The sequence below is a fragment of the Pseudomonas proteolytica genome, from assembly GCF_007858275.1.
GTDB classification, from domain to species: Bacteria; Pseudomonadota; Gammaproteobacteria; order Pseudomonadales; family Pseudomonadaceae; genus Aquipseudomonas; species Aquipseudomonas proteolytica.
Window position 1 is genome coordinate 63,079 of record NZ_VFEV01000013.1, and the last position, 26,485, is coordinate 89,563.

A 26,485-nucleotide genomic window follows, 5' to 3' on the forward strand; every position below is an offset into this window, starting at 1 on the left:
GGTGTATCTGATAAAGCGCAGTGGATCTTAGGAATTGGGGCTGCTTCGCAGCCCAACGGGGGTGCAAGCCCCCTCGCCACGACAGCCCCTCTGCCACAACAGCTCCTTGGCCACAGGAGTTACACGGTATCCACCTTCAATGAATGATCGTTGAGCATCCCATTAATGATGGTCGCCGTGTCTGCCCCACCCGCAATCAGGCCACCCGCCCCCGGTGTGACGCCGTATTGGGTCGCCAGGTTGACGCCGGCCAGGTCGATGGTCTGGGTAGCCGTGGCCCCTGCAACAGAGCTGATGTCGATGGTGGTCGTGCCGCTCACCACCTTGAAGTGCAGGTAATCATCCAGGGACGCCGTCGTCGCATTCTCCCCTTGCAGCAATTGCGACAGGTCCAGCTTGTCGGTGCCCACGGTAAAGTCGGTGATGACGTCGTGCCCGCTACCGCCGGTGAGGTATTGGAAGGTGTCGGCACCCGCGCCGCCGGTCAGGGTGTTGTTGCCCGGACCACCGATCAGGATGTCATCGCCGCCCTCGCCCTTGAGGGTGTCATTGCCCAGCCCGCCCGAGATCAGGTTGTTGCTGCCGTTGCCGGTCAGGAAGTCGTTGAAGTTGGAACCGATCAGGTTCTCCAAGGCCGTCAATGTATCGGTCCCGGCGCCCCCCGTGATTTGCCCTCCCTCCGTGCCAAGGTTGACGGTCACGCCCGACGTGGCATTGGCGTAACTCACTGTATCGATGCCCGCACCGCCATCGAGCAGGTCATTGCCGATGCCACTGAACAGCAGGTCATTGCCATTGCCGCCGTGCATCTCGTTGTTGCCATTGCCAGCACTCAGTACATCATTGCCATCGCCGCCATTGAGGATGTTGTTACCGGGCCCGGCCATGAGGATGTCATCACCGTTGGTACCGGTGAGGGTGGTGCCGGCCTGGTAGGTGATGTCTACGGCGGCGCTATCACTGCCGCCGTGGTTATCGCTGACCGAGTAGTTACCGTGGTAGTCCGGCGTGTAGTCCTCGGCGCCGGCGTAGTTGATCTTCATATTCAGTTGGTAGTTTTCTGAGCCATTGGCGTTGCCACCTGCTGGATTGGTGGTGTTGGCAATGTGAATCTGATAGCTGCCGCCCGTTAACGCAGTCAGCGTCGCGCCATCCGCGAGAGGGAGTTCTCCGCCACCGTTGAGCGAATAGGTCATGACGATGTTACCGACCGGCCGGTTGTGATCCAGGTTGAGGGTCTCCCCCGCCCTGAGTGTGACCGTCACGCGATCGTCGGCCGTAGCGCTGCCGACACTGCCGAGACTGCCGGTGATCGCAAGGACTGCGGTCAGGGCCCCGATATCGGCAAACGAGGTACGTACATCCCCCAGGCTTGTACCGGTGACCGTTCTGTCCCCAGTCCCGGTAAACGCCGCACCCTTGGCCACCCAGCCGGTTGGAAAGCTGGTGGGGATAGCCGTCAGGTTGTCATGGTTGGCATCGCTGTCATTGGCCAGCAGCAACTGCGCAGGCACCACAATGTTGCCCGACAGGATATTGGTGATCACATGGTCATCACCGGCCACCGGTGCCACGTTGGGGTTGACCTTGACCACCAGGCTGGAGGTCGCCAGGTCGCCGTCGTTATCGCTGACGGTCACGCCAAAGGTTTCGGTGACCAGCGAGCCCGTCAATTTCGGCGGGTTGTAGCGGAACTCGCCGTTGTCCATGTCGACGATCAGCGTGCCGCCCTGGTTGGTGGTGATGGTAATACTGTTGCTGACGGTGTCGAACGTGCCGTGCCCGCCCGGCAGGTTGGCGCTCATCGAGCCCCCCGCCGCCGGGTTGTAGGTGTAGGTGATGCCATCCACAGTCAGGGATTTGACGAAGCCACCGTCGGCACCAAATGTGCCATCCGTCAGCAGGCTCCCCGTGACTGGCGCGCCCTGCACGGTGCCGGCCAGCACCGCATCCAGGCCCGCCAGGTTGGCCACCACTACCGCATTGGTATTGGTGTGGGTGCTGCCGTCGTAGGCCACCGGGTCCAGGTAAATGCTGTTGACACCCGCGCCCAGGCCAATGGCATAGGCCTTGATGCCGTTGGCATCGAGGAAGGCCCGCCATACGCCTTCTTCTGTGGCATCGATACCGTCGCCGTACTCCGGGTTGACCACGTTGCCAGGGTTGTTCGGGTTATTGGTGTTGGACGTGGTGGGGTTACCGTCCGAGAAGAAGTACGCCACGTTCTGCGCACCTTCCAGCTTGCCGGCGGTGCCGTACGCAGTCTGCGCAGTGCCCAGGGCCGAGTCGTAGTTGGTGCCATTGAACGCGGTGAGGCCGTTGACCAGGGTCTTGGCCGTGGCGACGCTGACCCATTGGCTGCTCAACTGTTGCGAGCTGTCGTTGAAGGTCACGATCTGCACCTTCACGTCGCCCATATCGTCATAGCGGTTAAGCAACTGGGTGATGGACGCCTTGGCCAGGTCGAGCCGCGTACCGCCGGCCCCAGACGCGTCATTCATGCTGCCGGAAATGTCGATGATCAGCAGCAGGTTGGAGTCCACCTCCGTCGCCGTGACCTCACGCGCGCTGGACACCACTATTGGCATGTCGTCGACAATACTCACCACGATGCTGCTGGTGGTGGAGTTGCCCAGTTGGTCGGTGACCTTGTAGGTGAAGGTCTCGGTCAGCACATTCGGCCCGTCATTGCTGTTGGGCAAGGTCTTCGGTGCCGACGTCAGGGTGTAGGTGTAGGTGCCATTGGCATTGAGCAGGATCTGCCCATAGCTGCCCGTCGCACTGCCGACCAGGCTGAAACTCAACGGGCCAGTGCCGCCGGTGGTCGAGCCCACCAGGGTGCCAGTGGCCGTTTCGCTGGTGGCGGTCGGGTCGCTGCCGATCACAGTGCCGGGCGCCAGGTCGAGGCCATCGAGTTTCAGGTCCAGGGCTTTTTCGTAGACCGTGACATCGCCATCGACGCTAGCCACCAGGCCGCTGTCGGCCACATTGATGGTCAAGGTCGTGGTGCTCAAGTCACCGTCTGCATCACGCACGGTGTAGACAAAGGTGTCCACGGCTCCCGGTGGGTTCACCGAGTTGGGGTTGCTGTGATACACGGCGTTGCCGTTCGCATCCAGGGTCAGGTAGCCGAAGCTGCCGGTGATATTCCCGCCCAGGCCACCACTGGCCGGCGTACCGACATTACTCCCTGCCCGCACCCCGACCACCGCACCCGCCAGGGTGGGGCTATCGGCACCGCCGACATCATTGCCCAACACATTGACGCTGACCACACCGCCCTCTGCTACCGAGCGCACATCGGGATTGGCGATGGGCAGGTCATCGATGATGTTGATATCGATCGTGCCCGTCGCCGTATTGGTGTCGTAATCGCTGGCCGTGACCGGAATTTGCTCGGACAGGCTGTTGGCACCGCTGGCATTGGGGTGCGTTTCGTTGTCGAGCAGGGTGTAGCGGTAGCTGACCACCCCGGTGTTGGGGTCGTAGCCAGTGACAACAAAGCTGTTGCCCAGCAGGGTACCTTCCGACAGCGGGAAGGTGGCAACCACCCCGTTGGTCACCACATTCAGGCCACCGACCGTGAGGTTTTTCAAACCGTCCAGGGCGGTCACGGTAAAGGTACCGGTCTGAGTCAACAAGGGCGTGTTCGGGTTGGAACCATCGACCAGGTTTTTTTCAAAGACGGTCAACTCCCCGCCAGTCAGATCCAGGCCGGTGAGCACTACCGGGTCGTTGTTGTTATGCACCTGGAGCACCAACTTGGCGGTGCTGGTATCGCCGTCACTGTCGTTCAACTGGTAGGTGAAAGTCTCGGTACCGTTCCCCCCGCCGTGCAGGGCGATAAATTGGGGGTCGGTCTTGTCGAGGGTGTAGGTGTAGCTGCCGTCGGCAAACAGTTGCAGTGTGCCGTAAGTACCGACGATGGTGTTGGGCGTGACCGGGCCGGTGGCGACCCGATCAGCACCTTGCACATCGTTGCCCAGCACGCTGCCGGTCAGGGTCAGCTGGCTTTCAGAGGCCACGCCGCCGGGGTTGTCGTCGAAGGCTTTTGGCACATCGTCGACCACATTGACGTCCAACGTGCCCGTAGCGCCGCTGTTGTTGCTGTCGGTGGCAGTTACCGCGAACGACTCACTGATGCTATTGGTGCCTGCGCCGGTTGGGTGGCTGTCAGTGCCGTTGAGGGTGTAGCTGTAGCTGATTACACCGGTGCTAGCGTTGTAGCCGGTGATGGTCAGGGTGTTGCCGAAACCGGTGGGTTCCGATTGCGGGAACGTCGCGGCGACGCCGTTGGTGACGACGCTGATACCGCCCACAGTGAGGTTTTTCAGGCCATCCAATGCGGTCACGGTGAAGGTGCCGGATTGGGTCAGAGCAGGCCCATCGATAGCGCTGCCCAACGGCAGGTTTTTCTCGTAGACAGTGACTTCGCCGCCGTTTACTTCCAGGCCGGTCAGTACTACTGGGTCGTCGTTGTTATGCACCTGTAGCACCAGCTTGGCGGTGCTGGTGTCACCATCGCTGTCGTTCAATTGATAGGTGAAGGTTTCAGTGCCGCTGCCACCGCCGTTCAGGGCGACAAACTGTGGATCGGTTTTGTCCAGGGTGTAGGTGTAGCTGCCGTCGGCGAAGAGCTGCAGGGTGCCGTAAGTACCGGTGAAGGTACCGGCAGTTACCGGGCCAGTGGCGATTCGATCCGCGCCTTGCACATCGTTGCCCAGCACGCTGCCATTGAGGATGAGCTGGCTTTCAGAGGCCACGCCGCCGGGGTTGTCGTCGAAGGCTTTTGGCACGTCATCAACCACATTGACGTCCAACGTACCCGTAGCGCCGCTGTTGTTGCTGTCGGTGGCAGTCACCGTGAACGACTCGCTGATGCTGTTAGTGCCTGCGCCGGTTGGGTGGCTGTCAGTGCCGTTGAGGGTGTAGCTGTAGCTGATTACACCAGTGCTAGCGTTGTAGCCGGTGATGGTCAGGGTGTTGCCGAAACCTGTTGGCTCCGATTGCGGGAAAGTCGCGGCGACGCCGTTGGTGACGACATTGATGCCGCCCACCGTCAGGTTTTTCAGGCCATCCAATGCGGTCACGGTGAAGGTGCCGGATTGGGTCAGAGCAGGCCCATCGATAGCGCTGCCCAACGGCAGGTTTTTCTCGTAGACGGTGACTTCGCCGCCGTTTACTTCCAGGCCGGTCAGTACCACAGGGTCGTCGTTGTTATGCACCTGTAGCACCAGCTTGGCGGTGCTGCTGTCGCCGTCGCTGTCGTTCAGTTGATAGGTGAAGGTTTCAGTGCCGCTGCCACCGCCGTTCAGGGCGACAAACTGTGGATCGGTTTTGTCCAGGGTGTAGGTGTAGCTGCCGTCGGCGAAGAGCTGCAGGGTGCCGTAAGTACCGGTGAAGGTACCGGCAGTTACCGGGCCAGTGGCGATTCGATCCGCGCCTTGCACATCGTTGCCCAGCACGCTGCCATTGAGGATGAGCTGGCTTTCAGAGGCCACGCCGCCGGGGTTGTCGTCGAAGGCTTTTGGCACATCGTCGACCACATTGACGTCCAACGTGCCCGTAGCGCCGCTGTTGTTGCTGTCGGTGGCAGTCACCGTGAACGACTCGCTGATGCTGTTAGTACCTGCGCCGGTTGGGTGGCTATCAGTACCGTTGAGCGTGTAGCTGTAGCTGATTACACCGGTGCTGGCGTTGTAGCCGGTGATGGTCAGGGTGTTGCCGAAACCGGTGGGTTCCGATTGCGGGAACGTCGCGGCGACGCCGTTGGTGACGACGCTGATACCGCCCACAGTGAGGTTTTTCAGGCCATCCAATGCGGTCACGGTGAAGGTGCCGGATTGGGTCAGAGCAGGCCCATCGATAGCGCTGCCCAATGGCAGGTTTTTCTCGTAGACGGTGACTTCGCCGCCGTTTACTTCCAGGCCCGTCAGTACCACTGGATCGTCGTTGTTATGCACCTGCAAGACGAGGTTGGCGGTACTGGTATCGCCGTCGCTGTCGTTCAGTTGGTAAGTGAAAGTCTCAGTCCCGCTGCCACCACCATTCAGGGCCATGAACTGTGGATCGGTCTTGTCCAGGGTGTAGGTGTAGCTGCCATCGGCAAACAGTTGCAGGGTCCCGTAGGTGCCAACAATGGTGTTTGGCGTGACCGGGCCGGTGGCGATACGGTCGGCGCCTTGTACGTCATTGCCCAGCACACTGCCATTGAGGATGAGCTGGCTTTCAGAGGCCACGCCGCCTGGGTTGTCGTCGAAAGCTTTTGGCACATCATCGACCACAGTGACATCCAGCGAACCATTGGCGCCGCTGTTGTTGCTGTCCGTGGCGACCACCGCAAACGACTCGCTGATGCTGTTGGCATCCGCGCCCGTTGGGTGACTGTCAGTGCCGTTGAGGGTGTAGCTATAGCTGATCACACCAGTACTGGCGTTGTAGCCGGTGATGGTCAGAGTGCTACCAAAACCGGTGGGCTCCGATTGCGGGAAGGTCGCGGCGACGCCGTTGGTGACGACATTGATGCCGCCCACCGTCAGGTTTTTCAGTCCATCCAATGCGGTCACGGTGAAGGTGCCGGATTGGGTCAAAGCAGACCCATCGATAGCGCTGCCCAACGGCAGGTTTTTCTCGTAGACGGTGACTTCGCCGCCGTTTACTTCCAGGCCCGTCAGTACTACTGGGTCGTCGTTGTTATGCACCTGCAAGACGAGATTGGCGGTACTGGTATCGCCGTCGCTGTCATTCAATTGATAAGTGAAAGTCTCAGTGCCGCTGCCACCGCCATTCAGGGCGATAAATTGTGGATCAGTCTTGTCGAGGGTGTAGGTGTAGCTGCCATCGGCAAACAGTTGCAGGGTCCCGTAGGTGCCAATAATGGTGTTTGGCGTGACCGGGCCGGTGGCGATACGGTCGGCGCCTTGTACGTCATTGCCCAGCACGCTGCCATTGAGGATGAGCTGGCTTTCAGAGGCCACGCCGCCTGGGTTGTCGTCAAAAGCTTTTGGCACATCGTCGACCACATTGACGTCCAACGTGCCCGTAGCGCCGCTGTTGTTACTGTCGGTGGCGGTCACCGCAAACGACTCACTGATGCTGTTGGCATCCGCGCCCGTTGGGTGACTGTCAGTGCCGTTGAGGGTGTAGCTATAGCTGATCACACCAGTACTGGCGTTGTAGCCGGTGATGGTCAGAGTGTTACCAAAACCGGTGGGTTCCGATTGCGGGAAAGTCGCGGCGACGCCATTGGTGACGACGCTGATACCGCCCACAGTGAGGTTTTTCAGGCCATCCAATGCGGTCACGGTGAAGGTGCCGGATTGGGTCAGAGCAGTCCCATCGTTGGCGCTGCCCAACGGCAGGTTTTTCTCGTAGACAGTGACTTCCCCGCCGTTCACCTCAAGGCCCGTCAGTACCACTGGATCGTCGTTGTTATGGACCTGCAAGACGAGATTGGCGGTACTGGTATCGCCGTCGCTGTCATTCAATTGATAAGTGAAAGTCTCAGTGCCGCTGCCACCGCCGTTCAGGGCGATAAATTGTGGATCAGTCTTGTCGAGGGTGTAGGTGTAGCTGCCATCGGCAAACAGTTGCAGGGTCCCGTAGGTGCCAACAATAGTGTTTGGCGTGACGGGGCCGGTGGCGACCCGATCAGCGCCTTGCACATCGTTGCCCAGCACGCTGCCGCTGAGGATGAGTTGGCTTTCAGAGGCCACTTGTCCATTGGTATCGTCAGTAGCCTTGGGCACATCGTCGACCACGTTGACGTCCAACGAACCATTGGCACTGCTGTTGTTGCTGTCGGTGGCAGTTACCGCAAACGACTCACTGATGCTATTGGCATCCGCGCCGGTTGGGTGGCTGTCAGTACCGTTGAGCGTGTAGCTATAGCTGATCACACCAGTACTGGCGTTGTAGCCGGTGATGGTCAGAGTGTTACCAAAACCGGTAGGTTCCGTTTGCGGGAAGGTCGCCGCCACGCCATTGGTGACGACGCTGATACCGCCCACAGTCAGGTTTTTCAGCCCATCCAATGCGGTCACGGTAAAGGTGCCGGATTGGGTCAAAGCAGTCCCATCGTTGGCGCTGCCCAACGGCAGGTTTTTCTCGTAGACAGTGACTTCCCCGCCGTTCACCTCAAGGCCCGTCAGTACCACTGGATCGTCGTTGTTATGCACCTGCAAGACGAGGCTGGCGGTACTGGTATCACCGTCGCTGTCGTTCAATTGATAAGTGAAGGTTTCAGTGCCGCTGCCGCCACCATTCAGAGCCATGAACTGTGGGTCGGTCTTATCGAGGGTGTACACATAGCTGCCGTCGGCGAAGAGCTGCAAGGTGCCATAAGTACCAGTGAACGTACCCGCAGTTACCGGGCCGGTGGCGACCCGATCCGCGCCTTGCACGTCATTGCCCAGCACGCTGCCAGTCAGGGTCAACAAGCTTTCAGACGCCACTTGCGCATTGCTGTCATCGGCAGCGGTCGGTACGTCGTCCACCACACTGATATGCAGCGTGCTGGTGGCCGTGCTGTTGTTGGTATCACTGGCGATCACGCTGAAGCTTTCGGTCAGTTCGTTCACCCCCGCCGCCGTTGGGTGCGCCTCGGTGCCGGTCAAGGTGTAGCTGTAGCTGATCACTCCGGTGGCCGGGTCAAAACCGGTGATGGTCAGGGTATTGCCCAGGCCGGTGGCGATCGATTGCGGGAAGCCGGCGGCAACACCACCGGACACTACGCTGATACCGCCCACGGACAGGTTCTGCAAGCCGTCCGCTGCCGACACGGTCAGGCTGCCGGTGCGGGTCAGCGCGCCAGCGTCGGGGCTGCTGCCGTCCACCAGGTTCTTTTCATAAAGCGTCAGGTCGGCACCATTGATGCTGATGCCACCGATCACCACTGGATCGTCGTTGTTATGCACTTGCAGCACCAGGTTGGCGGTGCTGCTGTCGCCATCGGCGTCGGTCAGGGTGTAGGTGAAGGTTTCCGTGCCGTTGCCACCGCCCTGCAGCGTGACAAAGTCAGGGTCGGCGGTGTTCAGCGTGTAGGTGTAGCTGCCATCGGCAGCCAGGACCAGGGTGCCATATTGGCCGGTGAAGGTACCGCCGACGATGGGGCCGGTGGCGATACGGTCCGCACCCTGGGTGTCGTTGTCCAATACGTTACCGCTGAGGGTCAACAGGCTTTCCGAAGCGCTGCCCTCGTGGCTGTCGTCCAGCGCCTTGGGCACGTCATCGATCACGGTGATATCCAGGGAACCGGTGGCGGTGTCGTTGTCGCTATCGGTGGCAACCACCGCAAATTGTTCGCCCAGGCTGTTGGTGCCGCCACCTGACGGATGGGCCTCATTGCCGGTCAAGGTATAGCTGTAGCTGATCACCCCGGTGGCCGCGTTGTAGCCGGTGATGCTCAGGGTGTTGCCCAGCCCGGTGGTGATGGTTTGCGGGAAGCTGCTGGCCACCCCGCCGCTGACCACGCTGATGCCGCCCACGGTCAGGCTTTGCAGGCCATCGGGCGCCGAGACGTTGAAGGTGCCGCTTTGCACCAGCGCCGCCGGATTACTGGCCGAGCCTTGGGCAAGATTGGCCTCGTCGAGCGTCAACTCACCGCCCTCGACCTCCAGCCCGCCCAGGCTCACCGGGTTGTCGGGAGGCACCACCACCGGCTGGTCGTTGCCGGTATCCGGCTGGCCGGCGACCTGGAACAACGGAAACTCGGGAATCCCACCAAAGCCCGCCGTCGGAAAGCCGATGACCGGCTCCACGCGCCCGGCGACTTCGGTCAGCAGCACAAAGGAGTGCCCACCGCCCAACTCACCCGCCGCTGTGCTGCCGGTCTGGCCAGCCGCCGTGGCTTCACCGGTCTGGGTCGGGTCGGCACCGGCAGCAATGGCTTTTTGCAGTTGCTGCACATCGGTCAACTGCGCCTGGCTCGGCGCAAGGTCTTCAGACCCATGAACTTGCGGCGCCTGGCCGGCCAGCAGTTGCGGGGAGAGGCCCAGGCTGCTGTCGCGCCCCAGGGTCAGCTCATGGCCGTTGGTCAGTTGCACCGCCACCGCACCGGCCGCGCCGGTCTGCAGTTGCTCGCCGGCAAACAGTCGGTCGCCTTCGATCAGGCTCCGGCGGCTGCCATCTCCCGCCACGGCAAAGACTTCCCCAACCACCTTGCTGACAACACCGATTAACTTGGCCATGTGCTTATCTCCCTGTCCGACCCCAGTAGTCGGCACCTCGGTTACGTGCACAAATGCAGTGGATCCAGTGGCCCGGACCTTCGCCCGGAAGTGGCACAAAACTGATTCAAATCAGCCGCCAAACCGCGCTTCGACCCGCTTGCAGAGAGCCTTCCCAAGGACCAAGTGACAAAAAACCGTCACCCTCAAATTCCCTTTTTTCCGCTACCCCACGATCCGCTTGCACTTGCAATTGAACTTTACAAGGCCCTGAAAATGCGCCGAAGCGCACATAACTCAAGGCTTGTGCTTTGAACAATGTCTTGCTTCACGCAGAACGCATAAGTTTTTTTGGACATAAACGTTATGAGAAATTCTTCTTAGGTCCTCCTGCAAATGTTCTTAGCTCTGTTGTTACAAGCCTGAGACGGTTTGCCCCCTAAATTCGTCAAATAAATGGCGACAGACCAGCAGCACTGATACACAGGAGATGTTCCCATGCGCGTCTTTACCCCCCTCTGCAGCGCCATTCTGATCGCCATGGCATGCACCAACACCCAAGCGATGTCGCTGACCCAAGCGATCCAAAGCACGCTGGACACTCACCCGGAACTCAATGCAAGCCGTAACAGCCGGCTGTCGGCCGACGAAGATGTGAAAGTCGCCAAGGGTGGCTTCTATCCCAGCCTCGACCTGAATGCCGCCTATGGCCGCGGCTACAGCGATAACAGCACCACCCGCGCCCGCGGCGGCAACCACCACACCGAGACCGACAATTACACCCAGTCGGAACTGCGCCTGCGCCAGATGCTGTTCGACGGCTTCAACACCTCCAACGAAGTGCAACGCACCGGCGCCGTGGTCAACTCACGTGCCTATTACACCCGCGGCACTGCCGAAAGCCTGGCCCTGCGCACCGTCGAGGTGTACTTGGAAGTGCTCAAGCGCCGCGACCTGCTGACCTTGGCCAAGAACAACCTGCAGGCGCACCTGCGGGTCACCGATCAGATCGGCCTGCGCACCGAGCGTGGCATCGGCAGTACCGCCGACCGCGACCAGTCCACCGCCCGTCGGGCCCTGGCGGACAACAACTACCAGACCGCCATGGTCGACCTGCAAGACGCCGAATCGAATTTTTATAGTGTGGTCGGGCGCATGCCGGACGAACTGGAAAGCCCAGCCTCGATCAAGGGTCAGTTGCCCGCCGATCAACTCGGTGCGCGGCGCAGCATGCTGGAGAACAACCCCTATCTGAAATCCGCCCAGTCCGATGTGATGGCCGCCGAGAGTCAGTACGAAGTCGCCAAGTCGCCGTTCTACCCCCGCTTCGACGCCGAGGCTGCGGTGGGCGCCAATAACAATGTGCAGGGCGACCTGGGCCACGACAATGAATGGCGGGTGGGCGTGGTGATGAACTACAACCTGTTCCGTGGCGGCAGCGACAAGGCCCGACTGGCGTCGGACTCGCACAAGATCAACCAGGCCATGGACATCCGCAACAACGCCCTGCGCATGCTCAACGAGAACCTCAACCTGGCCTGGCACGCCATGGACAACGCACGCATCCAGACCCCCACCGCCCGCGAATATGCCGAAACCACCCAACGGGTGCGCGCGGCCTATCAGGATCAGTTCGGCCTGGGCCAGCGCACCCTGCTGGACCTGCTGGACAGTGAAAACGAGCTGTACAACGCCAACCGGCGCTACACCGAAGTGCGCTACACCGAAGAGTTTTCCATGTACCGCGTGCTGGCCAACATGGGCGAGCTGCTGAACAAGGAGCGCGTGGTGGTGCCGGCCGAAGCCATTGCCCAGTCGGAAGTCAGAAGCGAAGCCCACTTGCCTGACCTGAAGTAGCCAACGACGTGGAGCAGACCGCCGTGAGCCAGATGGAACCGCTGAACCCGGGTGTCGACCCGCGCCAGAGCTTTGATGACCCGTTGCTCGACGGCCTGCTGATCCTGTGCAAGCTGCATGGCTGTACCGTCAGCCGCGCCAGCCTGAGCGCCGGCCTGCCCTTGGCGCAACAACGCCTGAGCCTGGACTTGCTGCCACGGGCAGCGGCCCGGGCCAGCTTGCAGGCGCGGGTATTGCGCCGGGACTTGAAGGCAATCTCGGCGCTCAACCTGCCGGTGCTGCTGCTGCTCAACGAAGGCCGCTGCGCGGTGCTGCGGCGTTGGAGCGAGGATGGCCAGGCGCTGATCCTGCCCAGCGAAGCCGAAGGCGGCGAACAGTGGGTCAGCCGCGAGGAGCTCGACGCGGCCTACAGCGGCCAGGCCCTGTTCGCCCGGCCACGGCACGAGATCGAAGACCTGCGCGCGCCATTGGTGCCGCGGGTCGAGGCGTGGTTTCGCGACACCTTGAAGCTGTCGCGCTGGCTGTACAGCGATGCAATTCTCGCCAGCTTGTTGATCAACCTGCTGGGCCTGATGGTGCCGCTGTTCGTCATGCAGACCTACGACCGTGTGGTGCCGAACCAGGCCACGTCGACCTTGTGGGTCCTGGTGATCGGCCTGCTGATCGGCACGGGTTTCGAGCTGGTGCTGCGGGTGGTGCGCGCCCACTTGCTGGACACCGCCGGCAAGAAGACCGACGTGATTCTTTCGGCCACCCTGTTCGAGCGCATCACCGGCATGTCGATGAAGGCGCGCCCCGCTACCATCGGCGGTTTCGCCCAGAGCATCCATGACTTCCAGGGCCTGCGCGAGTTTCTCACCGCCGTGACCCTCACCAGCCTGATCGACCTGCCCTTCGCCGTGCTGATGCTGGTGGTGATCGGCCTGCTCGGCGGTTGGCTGGTGATCATTCCTTTGTGTGCGTTCCCGCTGACCATCGGCTTTGCGATGCTGATCCAGGCCCGCCTGCGCGACACCGTGCAAAAAAGCCTGAGCCTGGGCGCCGAACGCCAGGCGCTGTTGATCGAGACCCTCGGCGGCCTGGAAACCCTCAAGGCCTGCAGCGCCGAAAGCGAGCGCCAGCACCAGTGGGAAAGCACCCATGGCGCCCTCACCCGCCTCGATAGCCACGCGCGCAACCTCTCGGCGCTGGCCACCAATGGCACGCTGTTCATCCAGCAGTTTTCCGGGATGGCAACGATTGTCGCCGGGGTCTACAGCATCATCGCCGGCAGCCTCAGTGTCGGTGCGCTGGTGGCCACCTACATGCTCGGCAGCCGGGTACTGGCACCGCTGGGGCAGATTGCCGGATTGATCACCCGCTATCAGCAGGCGCAATTGACCATGCGCAGCACCGACGCGCTGATGGCCCTGCCCCAGGAACGCGACCCGCAACAGCGCCCCCTGGAACGCACGCAACTGACGGGCGCCCTGGAAGTCAGCCAGGTGACCTTCCACTACGCCGGGCAAAACGCCCCGGCCCTGAGCCAGGTCAGTTTCCAGCTCAAGGCGGGCGAGCGCGTGGGGATTATCGGGCGCAGCGGCTCGGGCAAAAGCACCCTGGGCCGGCTGGTGATGGGTTTTTACACCCCAGAAGAGGGCCAATTGCTGCTCGACGGTCTCGACCTGCGGCAACTGGACGTGGCCGACCTGCGCCAGCAAGTGGGCTATGTGGCCCATGATCTGCCGCTGCTGGCCGGTAGCCTGCGCGACAACCTGACCCTGGGCGCGCGCTATATCAGCGATGCGCGGATGCTCGAAGTGGCCGAGCTGACCGGCGTCAGCGAGCTGGCCCGTCAACACCCCCAAGGCTTCGACCGGCCGGTGGGCGAGCGCGGGCAACTGCTGTCCGGCGGCCAACGCCAGGCGGTGTTGCTGGCCCGCGCGCTGCTGCTCGACCCGCCGATCCTGTTGCTGGACGAACCCACCAGCGCCATGGACAACAGCAGCGAAGAAACCCTGCGCCAGCGCCTGGAGCTATGGGTCAAGGGCAAGACGTTGCTCCTGGTCACGCACCGCACCTCGATGCTCAGCCTGGTCGACCGTTTGATCGTGCTGGACAACGGCCGCATCGTGGCCGACGGCCCCAAAGAAAGTGTGATCGATGCATTGCGCAAGGGCCGCGTCGGCTCGGCCGCCGTCTAGGAGCCCCATCATGTCAGCCACTCCCTCATCACCGGGCTACTTCAAGAGTTTTGGCAAAACCGCCGACAGCGAATTCATGCCCGAACTGGCGGGCGCTGCACTGCAGGACTCGCCGCGCCGTTCACGGATTATCGTGTGGCTCACCGCCGGCCTGCTCGTCTGCGCCCTGCTGTGGGCCAACTTTGCGGTACTCGATGAAGTGACCATGGGCGAAGGCAAGGCCATCCCGTCGAGCAAAGTGCAGGTGATCCAGAACCTGGAGGGTGGCATCGTCACCCAGATTTACGTGCGCGAAGGACAGATGGTGGACAAGGGCGACAAGTTGCTGCAACTGGACGACACGCGGTTTCGCTCGAACAAGGGCGAAAGCGAAGTCGACCGTTATGCCCTCACCGCCCAGGTCGAACGCCTGTCCGCCGAGGCCGAGGGGCGGCCGTTCAAATTGTCCGATGAAGTGATCGCCAAGGCCCCGCAAGTGGCCGAGGACGAACGCTCGTTGTTCGAACAACGCCAGCGGCGCTTGAGCAGCGAACAGCGGACCTTGAGCGAACAACTGCGGCAGAAAACCCAGGAGCTGGCGGAATTCCGCTCCAAGCAGGGCCAATTCAGCTCCAGCCTGGCGCTGCTGCAGCAAGAGATGAACATGTCGGCGCCGCTGGTGGGCACCGGCGCGGTCTCGCCAGTGGAAATCCTGCGCCTCAAACGCAGCGCCGTGGAGATCCGTGGCTCATTGAACGCCACCACCCTGGCGATCCCCCGGGCGGAGTCGGCGATCAATGAGATCAAGAGCAAGATCGACGAATCGGTGCAGACCTTCCGCTCGGAAGCGGCCAAGGAGCTCAACGAAAAGCGCACTGATCTATCGAAAATCACCGCCACCAGCATCGCCATTGACGACCGTGTCAGCCGCACCACCGTGGTCTCGCCGGTCCATGGGGTGATCAAGCAACTGAAGGTCAACACCATCGGCGGCGTGGTCCAACCGGGCAGCGACATGGTGGAAATCGTACCGCTGGAAGACAACCTGCTGATCGAGGCCAAAGTGCGGCCCCAGGACGTAGCCTTCTTGCATCCGGGGCAGAAGGCGATGGTCAAGTTCAGTGCCTACGACTACACCATCTACGGCGGGCTGGCAGCGAAACTGGAACTGATCGGCGCCGATACGATTACCGACGACAAGGGCAACAGCTTCTACCTGATCCAGGTGCGCACCGATAAGAACCATTTGGGCGGGGAGAAAAAACCGCTGCTGATCATCCCGGGGATGGTGGCCACGGTGGACATTATTACCGGGGAGAAAAGCGTGCTGGATTACTTGCTCAAGCCGGTGCTGAAGGCGAGGACGGAGGCGATGCGCGAGCGTTAGCGGTGTTTGGGCGGGCGCTTAAACCCAACCAGATAGGGCTGCAGTGGCGAGCGGGCTTGCCCCGCGCTGGGCTGCAAAGCAGCCCCAAAACCAACCGCTACGGAGTATTTGATATACCGCATTCGACTGACTGGGGCTGCTTTGCAGCCCAGCGCGGGGCAAGCCCGCTCGCCACAGGGAAATCGTCAGTTTCTAAAAGCTGTGTAGGTAACTGTGCCCTTCGCCGCGTCGCTGTGATGCCCCCGCCTCGGTGAACCTGCTAGTCACTCCCGTGATTGCGCTGGAAAACCTCTTCCCCCATCGCCGCAATCTGCCCCTCGATCAACGCCTCGAACGGTCGCAATAACGGCTCGAATGACTGCGGCGCCTCCAGCACCGTCAACGCCTGCACGATCGCCTCCACCGTCGACAACGCCCCCGGCCCCGGTGCCTTGCGCAACCGATAACGGGACACGGCACCCGCCGTCAGCGTCACCCGTGGCAACGCCGCCAGCAGCGGGTTGAGGTGCAGCAATTTACGCGCCTTGCGCCAGGTGCCGTCGGGCACCACCAGCAGCAGCGGTTCGTCGGATGGGCTGTAGGCCTGCAGCGGCTGCGCGTCCTCGCCGGGAAACAGCAGCCGCGCCTGATACCCAGGGGGGTTGAGCAAGGTCTGCAAGCCTTCGAATACTTCACCCACCACCAGTTGCGCATTCACCAGGCCCAACGCGGCCAGACGTGCGGTGTTGAGGGCATGGTTGACCTCGCTGGGATGTTGCAACAGCAACACCCGGGTGCGGCTGTCCAGGCTCGGGATCAGCGCGCACAGGCAGTGGGTGGTCGGCCGCAGGCAGCGGGGGCATTGGGGTCTGGACATGTTCAGGCCTGATTGAGCTGTGCTTTGAGTAAGTCGCGGAAGGTCTGGATCAACGGTTCGCGGCTGCGCCCACGGCGCATGATCAGCGAAAACGGCGCCTGGTAGCCAAAAGTCGCGGGCAGCAGCACCCGCAAGTCGCCCTTGTCAGCCCAGGCCTGGGCGTAGTGTTCGGGCAAGTAGCCGATGTAGGCACCGGACAGCACCAGGATCAACTGCGCTTCCATACTTTCTACCGTCGCGGCGCTGTGTTTGAAGCCGTGGCGCGCCAGTTCCGCCTGGCTCCAATACCCGCGCCCGACCATGCGTTGCTGGGTGATCACCTGTTCGGGGATGCGCCGCTCGCTGAACAGTGGATGGCGCGAACTGCAGTAAAGCCAGTGTTGCTCGCGGTACAACGGCATGTAGATCAAGCCGCTCATGCGGTTGGAGAAGGCGCCGATGGCCAGGTCCAGGCGATTGTCCTGGACCCCGAGTTGCAGCTCGTAGGGGCTCATGACCGACAAATGCAAATGCACGGCCGGGTGCTCAAGGCTGTAGGCGCCGATGACTTCGGCGAATGGCAGGGCCTTGTCGCTGACGGTGGAGTCGAGCACGCCCAGTTTGAGCGTGCCACGCAGCTCGCCTTTGAGCGCCGCCGCATACTGCTCGAAGCCCTCCAACTCGGCCAGCAGGCGCAAGGTTTCCTGATGAAACAGCTCACCCTTGCTGGTCAGGCTGAAACCGCCCCGCCCACGATGGCACAACACCAGGCCCAGGGCGCCTTCCAACTGGCTCATATAGGTACTGATGGCGGACGTCGACAGGTTGAGTTCGTGCTGGGCACTGGCAAACCCTTGGTGGCGCACCACGCTGACGAAGATGCGCAACAGTTTCAGGTCGGGCAAGGCGCTGGCCATGGAACCTCCAGGCAAAAAATCGGCTGACAGGCCCATTCCCTGTAGGAGCGAGCTTGCTCGCGAAAAACCTGAGAGCGCCGCGTACATTCTGAATGCCCGCGTCATCGTTAACGTTTTTCGCGAGCAAGCTCGCTCCTACAGGGAACAGGTTTTGCACACCGGTGGAGTCTACCCCAGGCATTAGTTCAGAAAAATCTGAACTAAGTATTTTCCCGCAGCGATTCTTCCCGTGTCCGACATTTCGCAGAATCGGCCTCTGATAACCACAACAACGATGAGGCACTCCCGTGGACAAGATCTTTCACCAACCACTGGGCGGCAACGAAATGCCGCGCTTTGCCGGCATCGCCACCATGATGCGCCTGCCCCACCTGCAAACCGCAGCCGGCCTGGATGCGGCCTTCGTCGGTGTGCCCCTGGATATTGGCACCTCGCTGCGCGCCGGGACCCGCTTCGGGCCCCGCGAAATCCGCGCCGAGTCGGTGATGATCCGCCCCTACAACATGGCCACCGGCGCCGCACCGTTCGACTCGCTGTCAGTGGCCGACATCGGCGATGTGGCGATCAACACCTTCAACCTGCTGGACGCCGTGCGCATCATCGAAGAATCCTACGATGAGATCCTCAAGCACGACGTGATCCCGCTGACCCTGGGCGGCGACCACACCATCACCCTGCCGATCCTGCGGGCGATCCACAAGAAGCACGGCAAGGTCGGGCTGGTGCATATCGATGCCCACGCCGACGTCAATGACCATATGTTCGGCGAGAAAATCGCCCACGGCACCACCTTCCGCCGTGCCGTCGAAGAGGGCCTGCTCGATTGCGACCGCGTGGTGCAAATCGGCCTGCGCGCCCAGGGCTATACCGCCGAAGACTTCAACTGGAGCCGTAAACAGGGGTTCCGCGTGGTCCAGGCCGAAGAGTGCTGGCACCAGTCCCTCGCGCCGTTGATGGCCGAAGTCCGGGAAAAGGTCGGCGGCGGGCCGGTGTACCTGAGTTTCGACATCGACGGTATCGACCCGGCCTGGGCCCCCGGTACCGGCACCCCGGAAATCGGCGGGCTGACCACCATCCAGGCGATCGAGATTATCCGTGGCTGCCAGGGCCTGGAGCTGATTGGTTGTGACCTGGTGGAAGTTTCGCCGCCCTACGACACCACCGGCAACACCTCGTTGCTGGGCGCCAACCTGCTGTACGAAATGCTCTGTGTGCTGCCTGGCGTCACGCACCGCTGATGTAGCGCGGGGCCATGTGTCCCGCGCCTGAACACCGATAAAAATAATAATTGGAGATTCGCCACCATGGCTGTGGATCTATTCGTCGTACTTATCTACGCCGCCGGCATGCTCGTGCTCGGCTATTTGGGCATGCGCCGGGCCAAGACCCATGAAGACTACCTGGTCGCCGGGCGCAACCTGGGGCCGACCCTGTACATGGGCACCATGGCAGCAACGGTACTCGGTGGCGCGTCCACCGTGGGCAGCGTGCGCCTGGGGTATGTCCACGGTATTTCCGGCTTCTGGCTCTGCGCAGCGCTGGGCGCGGGGATCATCGCGCTGAACCTGTTCCTCGCCAAGCCCTTGCTCAAGCTGAAAATCTTCACCGTGACCCAGGTCCTGGAGCAGCGCTACAACCCCACGGCCCGCCAGGCCAGCGGGTTGATCATGCTGGCCTACGCGCTGATGCTGGCAGTGACCTCGATCCTGGGGATCGGCACCGTATTGCAGGTGATGTTTGACCTGCCCTTCTGGGCCGCCATCCTGCTGGGCGGTGGCGTGGTGCTGGTGTATTCGACCATCGGCGGCATGTGGTCACTGACCTTGACCGATATCGTGCAGTTCGTGATCAAGACCGTCGGCCTGATGTTTATCCTGCTGCCGATCTGCCTGTACCGCGTGGGCGGCTGGGATGAGCTGGTGGCCAAGCTGCCAGCGGCCAGTTTCAGCTTCACCAGCATCGGCTGGGACACCATCATCACCTACTTCATGATCTACTTTTTCGGCATCCTGATCGGCCAGGACATCTGGCAACGGGTCTTTACCGCCCGGGACGAAAAGGTCGCCAAGTATGCAGGCACTTTCGCCGGTTTCTACTGCATCCTCTACGGCCTGGCCTGTGCCCTGATCGGCATGGCCGCCCATGTGCTGATCCCGGACCTGGACAACGTCAACAACGCCTTCGCCGCCATCGTCAAACTGTCGCTGCCCGATGGCCTGCGTGGCCTGGTGATCGCCGCGGCCCTGGCGGCCATGATGTCCACGGCCAGCGCCGGGCTGCTCGCCGCATCCACCGTGCTCACCGAAGACCTGCTGCCACGCCTGCGCGGCGGCAAACAGTCGAGCCTGAACATCAACCGCCTGTTCACCCTGCTGACCGGCATCGCCGTGCTGGCTATCGCTTTGGTAGTAACCGATGTGATCAGTGCCTTGACCCTGGCCTATAACCTGCTGGTCGGCGGCATGTTGATCCCGTTGATCGGGGCGATCTACTGGAAACGCGCGACCACTTCGGGCGCAATCAGCGCCATGGCACTGGGGTTTGCCACGTCGCTGGTGTTCATGATCAAGGATGGTCTGGAGGCAAACACACCGATCTACTACAGCCTGGGCGTGAGTGTGGTGAGTTTTGTGCTGGTGAGCATGCTGTCGCGCCGGCCACAGGTCACGGTGGCCGACGCCGCTTGAATAAAGCTTTCTTCAGCGGGTGCGACGTCGGTGTCGCATCCGTTTTTTTAATCCCCGGGTTTTGCAAACAGGTCGCTGCACTCTTCACAAGTAAAGTACTGCTCTGCCGACGGACACTGGACGACCCCAGTGGCTCCCGCCCTTACCTGCCACGTACAAACCTGCCCGTTGTACTTCAGACTGCCCTCCAAATAGCAAGGTGCCCACTCGTAACGGTCATGCAGGGTGCGGCTATCAATCTTCGACGCCCGTTGGAAAAACGCCCGCACACGGCTTGAGTCGAGCGGCACGTCAGAAGACCGGCAACTCTCGGGTTCCTGGGATTGGAAGCTGGAGATAACAATGCTTTCAAGGTCGGGCGTGTTGTGCAGATCCGTACATCCCGCAAGAACGAGTAATGCGCCAATCGGCCACACTTTGATCGTCATCATTCCCACACCGCACTACTGGCTTCACCTGGGTTTTTATAGGATATCTGCGGATGCCTGTAGACATCACCCGAGGATAGGTTGAAATGAACATACAACTCGTTAACGAGCCATTGAAGGGATTGGTTTTGGGCGGCGGTAACGCTCTCATACCGAGAGGTATCCAAGTGCTTGCCCACCAGTTCGATGCCAATAGAGTCGGAGTTCACGGGATAGCGTTCAGGATAGCTTTTGGCTCGCTCATGCGCGTCCAACGCCTTGATCTGCGCAGTCCACGATAACGTTTGAATGCGGGCCATCTGCGCGCTGTCACACGTTTTTTTATCAATCGCCAAGCACTTCGAGCGAATGAGTTTTCCAACGTGGTAACAGCGTTTTTTCAAACTGGCCGTCTGGTAAACAAAACCATTTTTATCAATCAGAAAGTGCGCACCACTGCCTTTTGCGAGATAGCCATTGAACGTATGTTGCGCCGTCGGTGCATCCGTCTGGTGGACAACTAAAGCCTGTACACCGTGCAAATCCCCATGCTCAATCGCGTTAAATCGACGCAGTATCACTTTGTCGGAGATCAGCATTCCATCACTGTTAACAAACGACATACCCCTGCCTTCCTTCCTTGAAGAGAGCAGGAATATAAAACGTCCAAATATAGAAAAGGTCGAGGGAGCAGACAAAAGGAAACGTCCGACCAGAATACTTCCATGATCAGACAAAGCGAGCGCAACTTAATTTAGGAACGTGGTCTTCGACTGGCGCGGTTCTATCACATACGAGCACGCGCCCATCCACTGTGTTCCTGGGAAAGCGTAACCAGTGATCGCGCCCAAACACTAATGCCTGAGCGCTTTTCCGGGCTTACCTGCGACGCGGGCGGCGCTGTTCGTCATCGGTGCGGATAGGCACCGGTTGCAGCGGTGGCTCGATCAAGCCGAGTGCGACGCCGAGGTCGTGCAGCCAGTTTTGCAGTTTTTCTTTCATGGTGCCCCCTTTGAGGGTAGTGCCGAGCAGCTGGAATTCTGTGGCTGCTTCCTACAGATAGTAGTACTAAGTCCCACGCAATGCTTGCCTGAAACCGCAACGAACCATTACTGAATTGATACAAATCCTGACGATGCGGTCAGGCAATCGCTCGCGCCTCTTGTTCAGGCCGCGTCTTGCCCTGTTGCTGCAGGTCAATCCACGCGTTGAGATTAGCCCCGAGCATGCCCTTGCGCCACATCAGCCAGGTGGTGGCGTGGGCAAACGGCTCGGCCAGGGGGTGGATCGAGACGCTGTGCTTGCCGGGCAGGCTGTCGAGCATCGATTCGGACATCAACGCCACCCCGGAACCGGCGATCACACACGCCAGCATGCCTTGATACGACTCGATCTCGATGGCCCGCCCCATGGCTACGCGGTCGTGGGAAAACCACGCTTCCAGGCGCGCCCGATACGAACAACTGCGTCGGAAGGTGAACACCGAGCGCCCGGCCACATCCTGCGGGCCGCGTACCGGCGGGTGGTCCGCCTCGCAGATCAGCAGCAAGCGCTCCTCGCACAACGGCACACCGTCCAGGGTCGCCAAGGTCAATGGGCCATCCACCAGCGCTGCATCCAGACGCCCGGTGATCAGGCCTTCAAGCAGCTCACCGCTGGGCGCCGACTGCACTTGCAGGTTCACCATCGGGTAAGCCTTGTGATATTGCGCCAGCAGCTTCGGCAAATGGATCGCGGCGGTGCTGTACATGCTGCCCAGCACAAAGTCCCCGGCTGGTTGCCCGCCCTGTACGGCGCCGTGCGCTTCGTCGTGCAGCGCCAGAAGCCGCGTGCTGTAGTCGAGCAGCACCTTGCCAGCAGGCGACAATTGCAGGCGCTGGCGCTCGCGCACGAACAACTCGACACCCAATTGCTCTTCCATTTGCTTGAGCCGGGTCGAGAGGTTCGACGGCACCCGGTGCAGGCGCTCTGCCGCACGGGTGATAGAGCCCTCTTCGGCCACAGCCTGGAAAATACGCAGTTGGCTGAACTCCACGACCATTCTCCTTAACTGAACAAGTTGCTCAGTATTATTCATTTTTACTGAATAACAATCCACCTTAACCTGGGGTCATCGCTTCTTGCAGGAATTTGCCCCATGTCTCCCCTGATTCGCTTACTCGCCAGCTTTATCGCCCTGATGATGGCCATGGGCATTGGCCGCTTTGCCCTCACCCCGCAAATGCCACACTTGCTCAGCGAAGGGCAAATCGACCTGACCGAGGCCGGGCTGATCGCCGCAGCCAACTACCTGGGCTATTTCGTGGGGGCCGTGGACTCGATGTTCGCGCGCAGTCATCACCACATACGCGGGCGGCTGCTCGGCGGGTTGTGGTTGTGTGTGCTGCTGACCCTGGCATCGTTCTGGGCCAGCGGCTTCTGGTCGCACCTGATGTTGCGCTTTGGCACGGGCGTGGCCAGCGCCTGGGTGCTGGTGATGATTACCGGCCTGAGCCAACCCCTGGCGATTGCCGCCGGGCGCCCGCGATTCGGAGCATTGGTATTTGCCGGGCCTGGGCTGGGGATCCTGCTCACGGGATTGTTGGCATTGGGCTCGAACCTGCTGGGCGAGGATTCGGCGACGTTGTGGCTGGTGTATGGCGTGGTCGCCCTGGGCATGTTGCTGGTGATCCTGCCGTTACTGCCCCAGCCTGACAGAGGGCAGCCGCAGAGCAGCAGCGCCACTACCGGGAGCAATGGCAGCATCGCGCATCTGGGCTGGGTTTACCTGTTGTTTGGCTTGGGCTACATCATCCCCGCCACGTTCCTGTCACAAATGGCCAGCGCGCAGTTCAAGGGCGCCTGGCAGGCGGACCTGTTCTGGCCGTGCTTTGGCCTCGCGGCAGCCCTGGGTGTGTTGCTGGTCAGCCTGCGCAAGCCCAACCCCGACACTACACGCTATTGGTTGATGGCCACCCTATGGCTGCAAGCGGCCGGCGTCTTCGCTTGTTTGCTGGGCAATGGTGTGGGTTTGGCATTGGGCGTAGTGCTGTGCGGTCTGCCGTTCCTGGCGTGCATGCAACTGGTGATGCAGCGCCTGCGGGAAATCGCACCCCACGGTGCGCAACGCAGCACGGGGCTGCTGACGGCATGTTTTGCCCTGGGCCAGTTAAGTGGCCCACTGCTGGCCTCGTTGAGTAGCCACCTTAGCGGCGGCTTGCAGCCGGCGCTGATAGTGGCGGGCACCGGCCTGATACTGGCCGGTGCATTGCTGCTACGACCGGCCCCGGCACCGATTGATTGCCGGGCGCGGCTCAGCCCCTGACGCGGTGCGCCGCCCCGTACCCCAGCAAGCAGCACGCAGCCGTGAGGCAGGTGCCCCACGCCATGTCCATCAATGCCAGGCCCGCCGACCAGCCTTGCAAGGTCGCCCAGTTGCTCAGGTCATAGGTGCCATAGGCCACCAACCCGAGCAAGGCGCCCAGGCGGGCGGCCCGTTGCCAGCCACCACTGGCCAGCGCCGGCAGCACCACAAAAGCCACACAGCCGAATACATAAAGGAAGTAGAACAGTGCCGCCGGCAGCAATCGCGGTTGTTCAAGCATCAGCGGCCCCAGCAGGGCCTTGTAGGTCGACCCCATCAACACGCCAAGCCAGAGGCCATCGAGCACTAAAAAAGCCAATAACGTACCGAGGTAAGCAAACACGACTTTTTTGCCCATGACGACACCCTACTGTAGGAGCCGGCATGCCGGCGATAGCGACTCCTACACAAGAGCAGGTTGCAGTCAGCTTAGTTCAATACGATCAGCGTGAATCACGATCTGGCCCTGCTTGTACAGCGCACCAATGGCCTTCTTGAAGTTGCCCTTGCTCACGCCAAACAAGTTGCTGATCACGGTCGGGTCGCTCTTGTCGCTGACCGGCAGGCTGCCGTTGTTTTCACGCAACTTGGCGAGGATCTTCGAGTTCAGGCTGGACGCCGCTTGCTCGCCGACCGGTTGCAGGCTCAGGCTGATATTGCCGTCGGCGCGGATCTCCTTGATGAACCCCTTCTCTTCCTTGCCCGGACGCAGGAACTTGAACACTTCGTTCTTGTGGATCAGGCCCCAGTGCTTGTTGTTGATGATCGCCTTGAACCCCATATCAGTGGCTTCGGCAACCAGCAAATCAACTTCCTGGCCCACGGTGTAGTTGGCCGGGGTCTTGTCCAGGTAACGGTCCAGGCGCGCAGTGGCGGTGATGCGCTTGGTGTGCTTGTCGAGGTAGACATGCACCACGCAGTATTCACCGGCAGTCAGTTGGCGCTTTTCCTCGGAGTAAGGCAGCAGCAGGTCCTTGGGCAGGCCCCAGTCGAGGAATACCCCGATGCTGTTGACTTCTACCACTTTCAGGCTGGCAAACTCACCCACCTGCACTTTTGGTTTTTCAGTGGTGGCGATAAGTTTGTCATCGCTGTCCAGATAAATAAAAACGTTAAGCCAGTCTTCATCTTCACTGGGAATATCTTTGGGAATATAACGATTAGGCAAGAGGATTTCGCCCTCTTGCTCACCATCCAGATACAAACCAAAGTTAGTGTGTTTAACCACTTGCAAACTGTTGTAGCGCCCGACTAAAGCCATTTCCAATACCCTCATTGCGTGGGCGGCATTCTACCCGAGTTGAAGGCAGCGGTCCCGTGTCCAGGCGCGCAACCCTGAAAAATCGCGGGTTTGCCAGGGGATTTCAGGCAACCGCTCCGCTCGTCAGGTCGGGCTGGGTGCTGGCATCGATGGGCGGCTGGAGTTTTCCCCTCGGGTTTCTATTTAAAACAGCGAGTTAGGGCCCTCAACCATAGATCAACTTAGGTTTTTATAATAACGCAGCTTATTCCTGGGAGATATTTACCAAGCAATTGTCAAGCATTTCATGTACGATGCCTGGCCAAGTTAATTTTCTACAGGTTAGTGGCCGCCATGCGCGTAAAAGCATCCAACAGCAAAGCAAAGCCAGCTCCCGCCGTTGAAACCAGCGAATCGATCAACAACCAAATCGCCGCGTTCCTCAAGTCCGGTGGCGAAATCCAGCAGATCGCCAAGGGCGTGAGCGGCCAGACTTTCGGCCCGTCCAAGCAGATCACCCTGGGTAAGAAGTAAGCGCGAAGCCGCCTACGCCTCCCACCTGGTCCCTAAGCGTCTTGCCTATCAAGGCGCTAGGACTAGAGCCCGCACCCTCCCCCCCGACACACTTTCAACCCCGCCAATCGACGAACGGGCCTCAGCCCCTGACTTTCGCCGGTATGCTTGCACACGTCTAGATCGGGCGTTTGCCCGATTCCTTCTGTTACTGCTCCTCGCTTTTCATGGAGTGACGCATGCTCAAGCCGTGCATTTTCCTGGTCAGCGCCCTGCTCGCCAGCCCCCTCGCCGACGCGCAGGTTTTCCAGCGTGAACTGGGCGACTTCGACTTGAAACTGGGGACTACGCCCAGCCGCAGCATGGCCCAGGGCCTGGTCAAACCCACCTCTCCGGGCAGCAACTCGTTCCACGGCGGCCTCGACCTGAGCCACGCCAGCGGTCTGTATTTCGGCCAGTTTTCGCCGAGCATGGGCCTGTCACCCGCCAGTAACCTGGAAGTCGATTCCTATTTGGGCTTCAAGCGCCCGTTCGACCAGACCCTGGGCTATGAACTGGGGATGATCCACTACAGCTACCCCAAGTTGAGCCCGCTCGACAGCCAGGAGTTCTACGGCGGCCTGAACTTGCTGGGCAATCGCTTTGGCGTGTCATTGGGCAACGATCCCGATCGTCGCGACAGCACCCTGTTTGCCGACCTGGGCGGCACCCAACCGTTTGGCATTGGCGTGAGCATGAAGTACACCACTCATCAGTTAGGCGCTCCGGCATCGGTGGAGGGCGGCTCGATCCGTAGTTTCAGCGACTGGTCGGTGAAGTTCTCCCGGCCGTGGATGGGCGTCGACCTGGACCTGATCTACAGCGACTCCAGCCTCAGCGGCAGCGACTGCTCGGCCTACTCCGGACACAATTCGCAATGTGATGGCCTGTTGACCCTCAAGGCCGAGCGATCGTTTTATTGATGGGCTGAA

General features: G+C 60.9%; 16 protein-coding genes. 8 read left to right on the top strand and 8 right to left on the bottom strand.

Annotated elements, in window-relative coordinates:
• Nucleotides 1-119 precede the first annotated feature (119 nt).
• Nucleotides 120-10,187, bottom strand: coding sequence for a retention module-containing protein (locus FIV38_RS11650; protein WP_092234450.1), 10,068 nt, complete (start codon nucleotides 10,185-10,187; stop codon nucleotides 120-122).
• A gap of 477 nt (nucleotides 10,188-10,664) precedes the next feature.
• Here FIV38_RS11650 and FIV38_RS11655 point away from each other — a divergent pair, with 477 nt between their 5' ends.
• From FIV38_RS11655 to FIV38_RS11665, 3 genes are read left to right on the top strand one after another with little or no spacing between them, the layout of a single operon-like run.
• Nucleotides 10,665-12,023, top strand: coding sequence for a TolC family outer membrane protein (locus tag FIV38_RS11655; RefSeq protein ID WP_029292390.1), 1,359 nt, complete (start codon nucleotides 10,665-10,667; stop codon nucleotides 12,021-12,023).
• Between the two features lie 23 nt (nucleotides 12,024-12,046).
• A complete protein-coding gene (locus FIV38_RS11660; protein ID WP_070995133.1) occupies nucleotides 12,047-14,206 on the top strand; it encodes a type I secretion system permease/ATPase in 2,160 nt (719 codons plus the stop codon).
• Nucleotides 14,207-14,216: 10 nt separating this feature from the next.
• Nucleotides 14,217-15,572: an HlyD family type I secretion periplasmic adaptor subunit gene (locus tag FIV38_RS11665; protein WP_092234447.1), complete on the top strand. Its 1,356-nt coding sequence runs from the start codon at nucleotides 14,217-14,219 to the stop codon at nucleotides 15,570-15,572.
• A gap of 259 nt (nucleotides 15,573-15,831) precedes the next feature.
• Here the strand turns inward: FIV38_RS11665 and FIV38_RS11670 are convergent, their stop codons facing one another.
• A complete protein-coding gene (locus FIV38_RS11670; RefSeq protein ID WP_092234444.1) occupies nucleotides 15,832-16,428 on the bottom strand; it encodes a tRNA-uridine aminocarboxypropyltransferase in 597 nt (198 codons plus the stop codon).
• A gap of 2 nt (nucleotides 16,429-16,430) precedes the next feature.
• Entirely contained in the window at nucleotides 16,431-17,324 is an 894-nt protein-coding gene (locus FIV38_RS11675; protein ID WP_029292386.1) for a LysR family transcriptional regulator, read from the bottom strand.
• Nucleotides 17,325-17,611: 287 nt separating this feature from the next.
• Between FIV38_RS11675 and speB the strand changes: the two genes are divergently transcribed.
• Nucleotides 17,612-18,562: an agmatinase gene (gene speB / locus FIV38_RS11680; RefSeq protein ID WP_029292385.1), complete on the top strand. Its 951-nt coding sequence runs from the start codon at nucleotides 17,612-17,614 to the stop codon at nucleotides 18,560-18,562.
• 66 nt (nucleotides 18,563-18,628) lie between these two features.
• The gene (locus tag FIV38_RS11685; RefSeq protein ID WP_092234441.1) at nucleotides 18,629-20,011 is read left to right on the top strand and encodes a sodium:solute symporter family protein; all 1,383 of its coding nucleotides are present in this window, start codon (nucleotides 18,629-18,631) and stop codon (nucleotides 20,009-20,011) included.
• A gap of 427 nt (nucleotides 20,012-20,438) precedes the next feature.
• Here FIV38_RS11685 and FIV38_RS11695 read toward each other — a convergent pair whose 3' ends face one another.
• The 3 genes from FIV38_RS11695 to ptrR all read right to left on the bottom strand — a co-directional run bounded on the left by FIV38_RS11695 (nucleotide 20,439) and on the right by ptrR (nucleotide 22,453).
• A complete protein-coding gene (locus FIV38_RS11695) occupies nucleotides 20,439-21,041 on the bottom strand; it encodes a peptidoglycan recognition protein family protein (RefSeq protein WP_092234438.1) in 603 nt (200 codons plus the stop codon).
• 256 nt (nucleotides 21,042-21,297) lie between these two features.
• Nucleotides 21,298-21,420: a PA1414 family protein gene (locus tag FIV38_RS30690; protein WP_003210728.1), complete on the bottom strand. Its 123-nt coding sequence runs from the start codon at nucleotides 21,418-21,420 to the stop codon at nucleotides 21,298-21,300.
• Nucleotides 21,421-21,559: 139 nt separating this feature from the next.
• Entirely contained in the window at nucleotides 21,560-22,453 is an 894-nt protein-coding gene (gene ptrR, locus FIV38_RS11700; protein ID WP_092237333.1) for a putrescine utilization regulator PtrR, read from the bottom strand.
• A gap of 102 nt (nucleotides 22,454-22,555) precedes the next feature.
• Here ptrR and FIV38_RS11705 point away from each other — a divergent pair, with 102 nt between their 5' ends.
• Complete coding sequence (locus FIV38_RS11705; protein WP_092234434.1) at nucleotides 22,556-23,722, top strand: YbfB/YjiJ family MFS transporter; 1,167 nt, start codon at nucleotides 22,556-22,558, stop codon at nucleotides 23,720-23,722.
• Here FIV38_RS11705 and FIV38_RS11710 read toward each other — a convergent pair.
• Both FIV38_RS11710 and FIV38_RS11715 read right to left on the bottom strand, forming a co-directional pair.
• Entirely contained in the window at nucleotides 23,712-24,119 is a 408-nt protein-coding gene (locus FIV38_RS11710; RefSeq protein ID WP_092234431.1) for a DUF2177 family protein, read from the bottom strand. The genes FIV38_RS11705 and FIV38_RS11710 overlap by 11 nt on opposite strands.
• 66 nt (nucleotides 24,120-24,185) lie before the next feature.
• Entirely contained in the window at nucleotides 24,186-25,022 is an 837-nt protein-coding gene (locus FIV38_RS11715) for a CvfB family protein (RefSeq protein WP_029292380.1), read from the bottom strand.
• A 333-nt stretch (nucleotides 25,023-25,355) separates the two neighbouring features.
• On the opposite strand from FIV38_RS11715, the gene FIV38_RS11720 reads away from it, so the two are divergent.
• A complete protein-coding gene (locus FIV38_RS11720) occupies nucleotides 25,356-25,535 on the top strand; it encodes a hypothetical protein (RefSeq protein WP_007946007.1) in 180 nt (59 codons plus the stop codon).
• A 218-nt stretch (nucleotides 25,536-25,753) separates the two neighbouring features.
• Complete coding sequence (locus tag FIV38_RS11725; protein ID WP_029292379.1) at nucleotides 25,754-26,476, top strand: TorF family putative porin; 723 nt, start codon at nucleotides 25,754-25,756, stop codon at nucleotides 26,474-26,476.
• Nucleotides 26,477-26,485: the final 9 nt, after the last annotated feature.

Excerpts from the sequence above, each read along its gene's own strand:
- FIV38_RS11665 (WP_092234447.1), top strand. The coding sequence starts at position 14,217 with ATGTCAGCCACTCCCTCATCACCGGGCTACTTCAAGAGTTTTGGCAAA.
- FIV38_RS11675 (WP_029292386.1), bottom strand. The coding sequence starts at position 17,324 with ATGGCCAGCGCCTTGCCCGACCTGAAACTGTTGCGCATCTTCGTCAGC.
- FIV38_RS30690 (WP_003210728.1), bottom strand. The coding sequence starts at position 21,420 with ATGAAAGAAAAACTGCAAAACTGGCTGCACGACCTCGGCGTCGCACTC.
- FIV38_RS11650 (WP_092234450.1), bottom strand. The coding sequence starts at position 10,187 with ATGGCCAAGTTAATCGGTGTTGTCAGCAAGGTGGTTGGGGAAGTCTTT.
- FIV38_RS11725 (WP_029292379.1), top strand. The coding sequence starts at position 25,754 with ATGCTCAAGCCGTGCATTTTCCTGGTCAGCGCCCTGCTCGCCAGCCCC.
- FIV38_RS11655 (WP_029292390.1), top strand. The coding sequence starts at position 10,665 with ATGCGCGTCTTTACCCCCCTCTGCAGCGCCATTCTGATCGCCATGGCA.
- FIV38_RS11670 (WP_092234444.1), bottom strand. The coding sequence starts at position 16,428 with ATGTCCAGACCCCAATGCCCCCGCTGCCTGCGGCCGACCACCCACTGC.
- FIV38_RS11715 (WP_029292380.1), bottom strand. The coding sequence starts at position 25,022 with ATGGCTTTAGTCGGGCGCTACAACAGTTTGCAAGTGGTTAAACACACT.
- FIV38_RS11720 (WP_007946007.1), top strand. The coding sequence starts at position 25,356 with ATGCGCGTAAAAGCATCCAACAGCAAAGCAAAGCCAGCTCCCGCCGTT.
- FIV38_RS11695 (WP_092234438.1), bottom strand. The coding sequence starts at position 21,041 with ATGTCGTTTGTTAACAGTGATGGAATGCTGATCTCCGACAAAGTGATA.
- FIV38_RS11685 (WP_092234441.1), top strand. The coding sequence starts at position 18,629 with ATGGCTGTGGATCTATTCGTCGTACTTATCTACGCCGCCGGCATGCTC.
- FIV38_RS11710 (WP_092234431.1), bottom strand. The coding sequence starts at position 24,119 with ATGGGCAAAAAAGTCGTGTTTGCTTACCTCGGTACGTTATTGGCTTTT.
- FIV38_RS11705 (WP_092234434.1), top strand. The coding sequence starts at position 22,556 with ATGTCTCCCCTGATTCGCTTACTCGCCAGCTTTATCGCCCTGATGATG.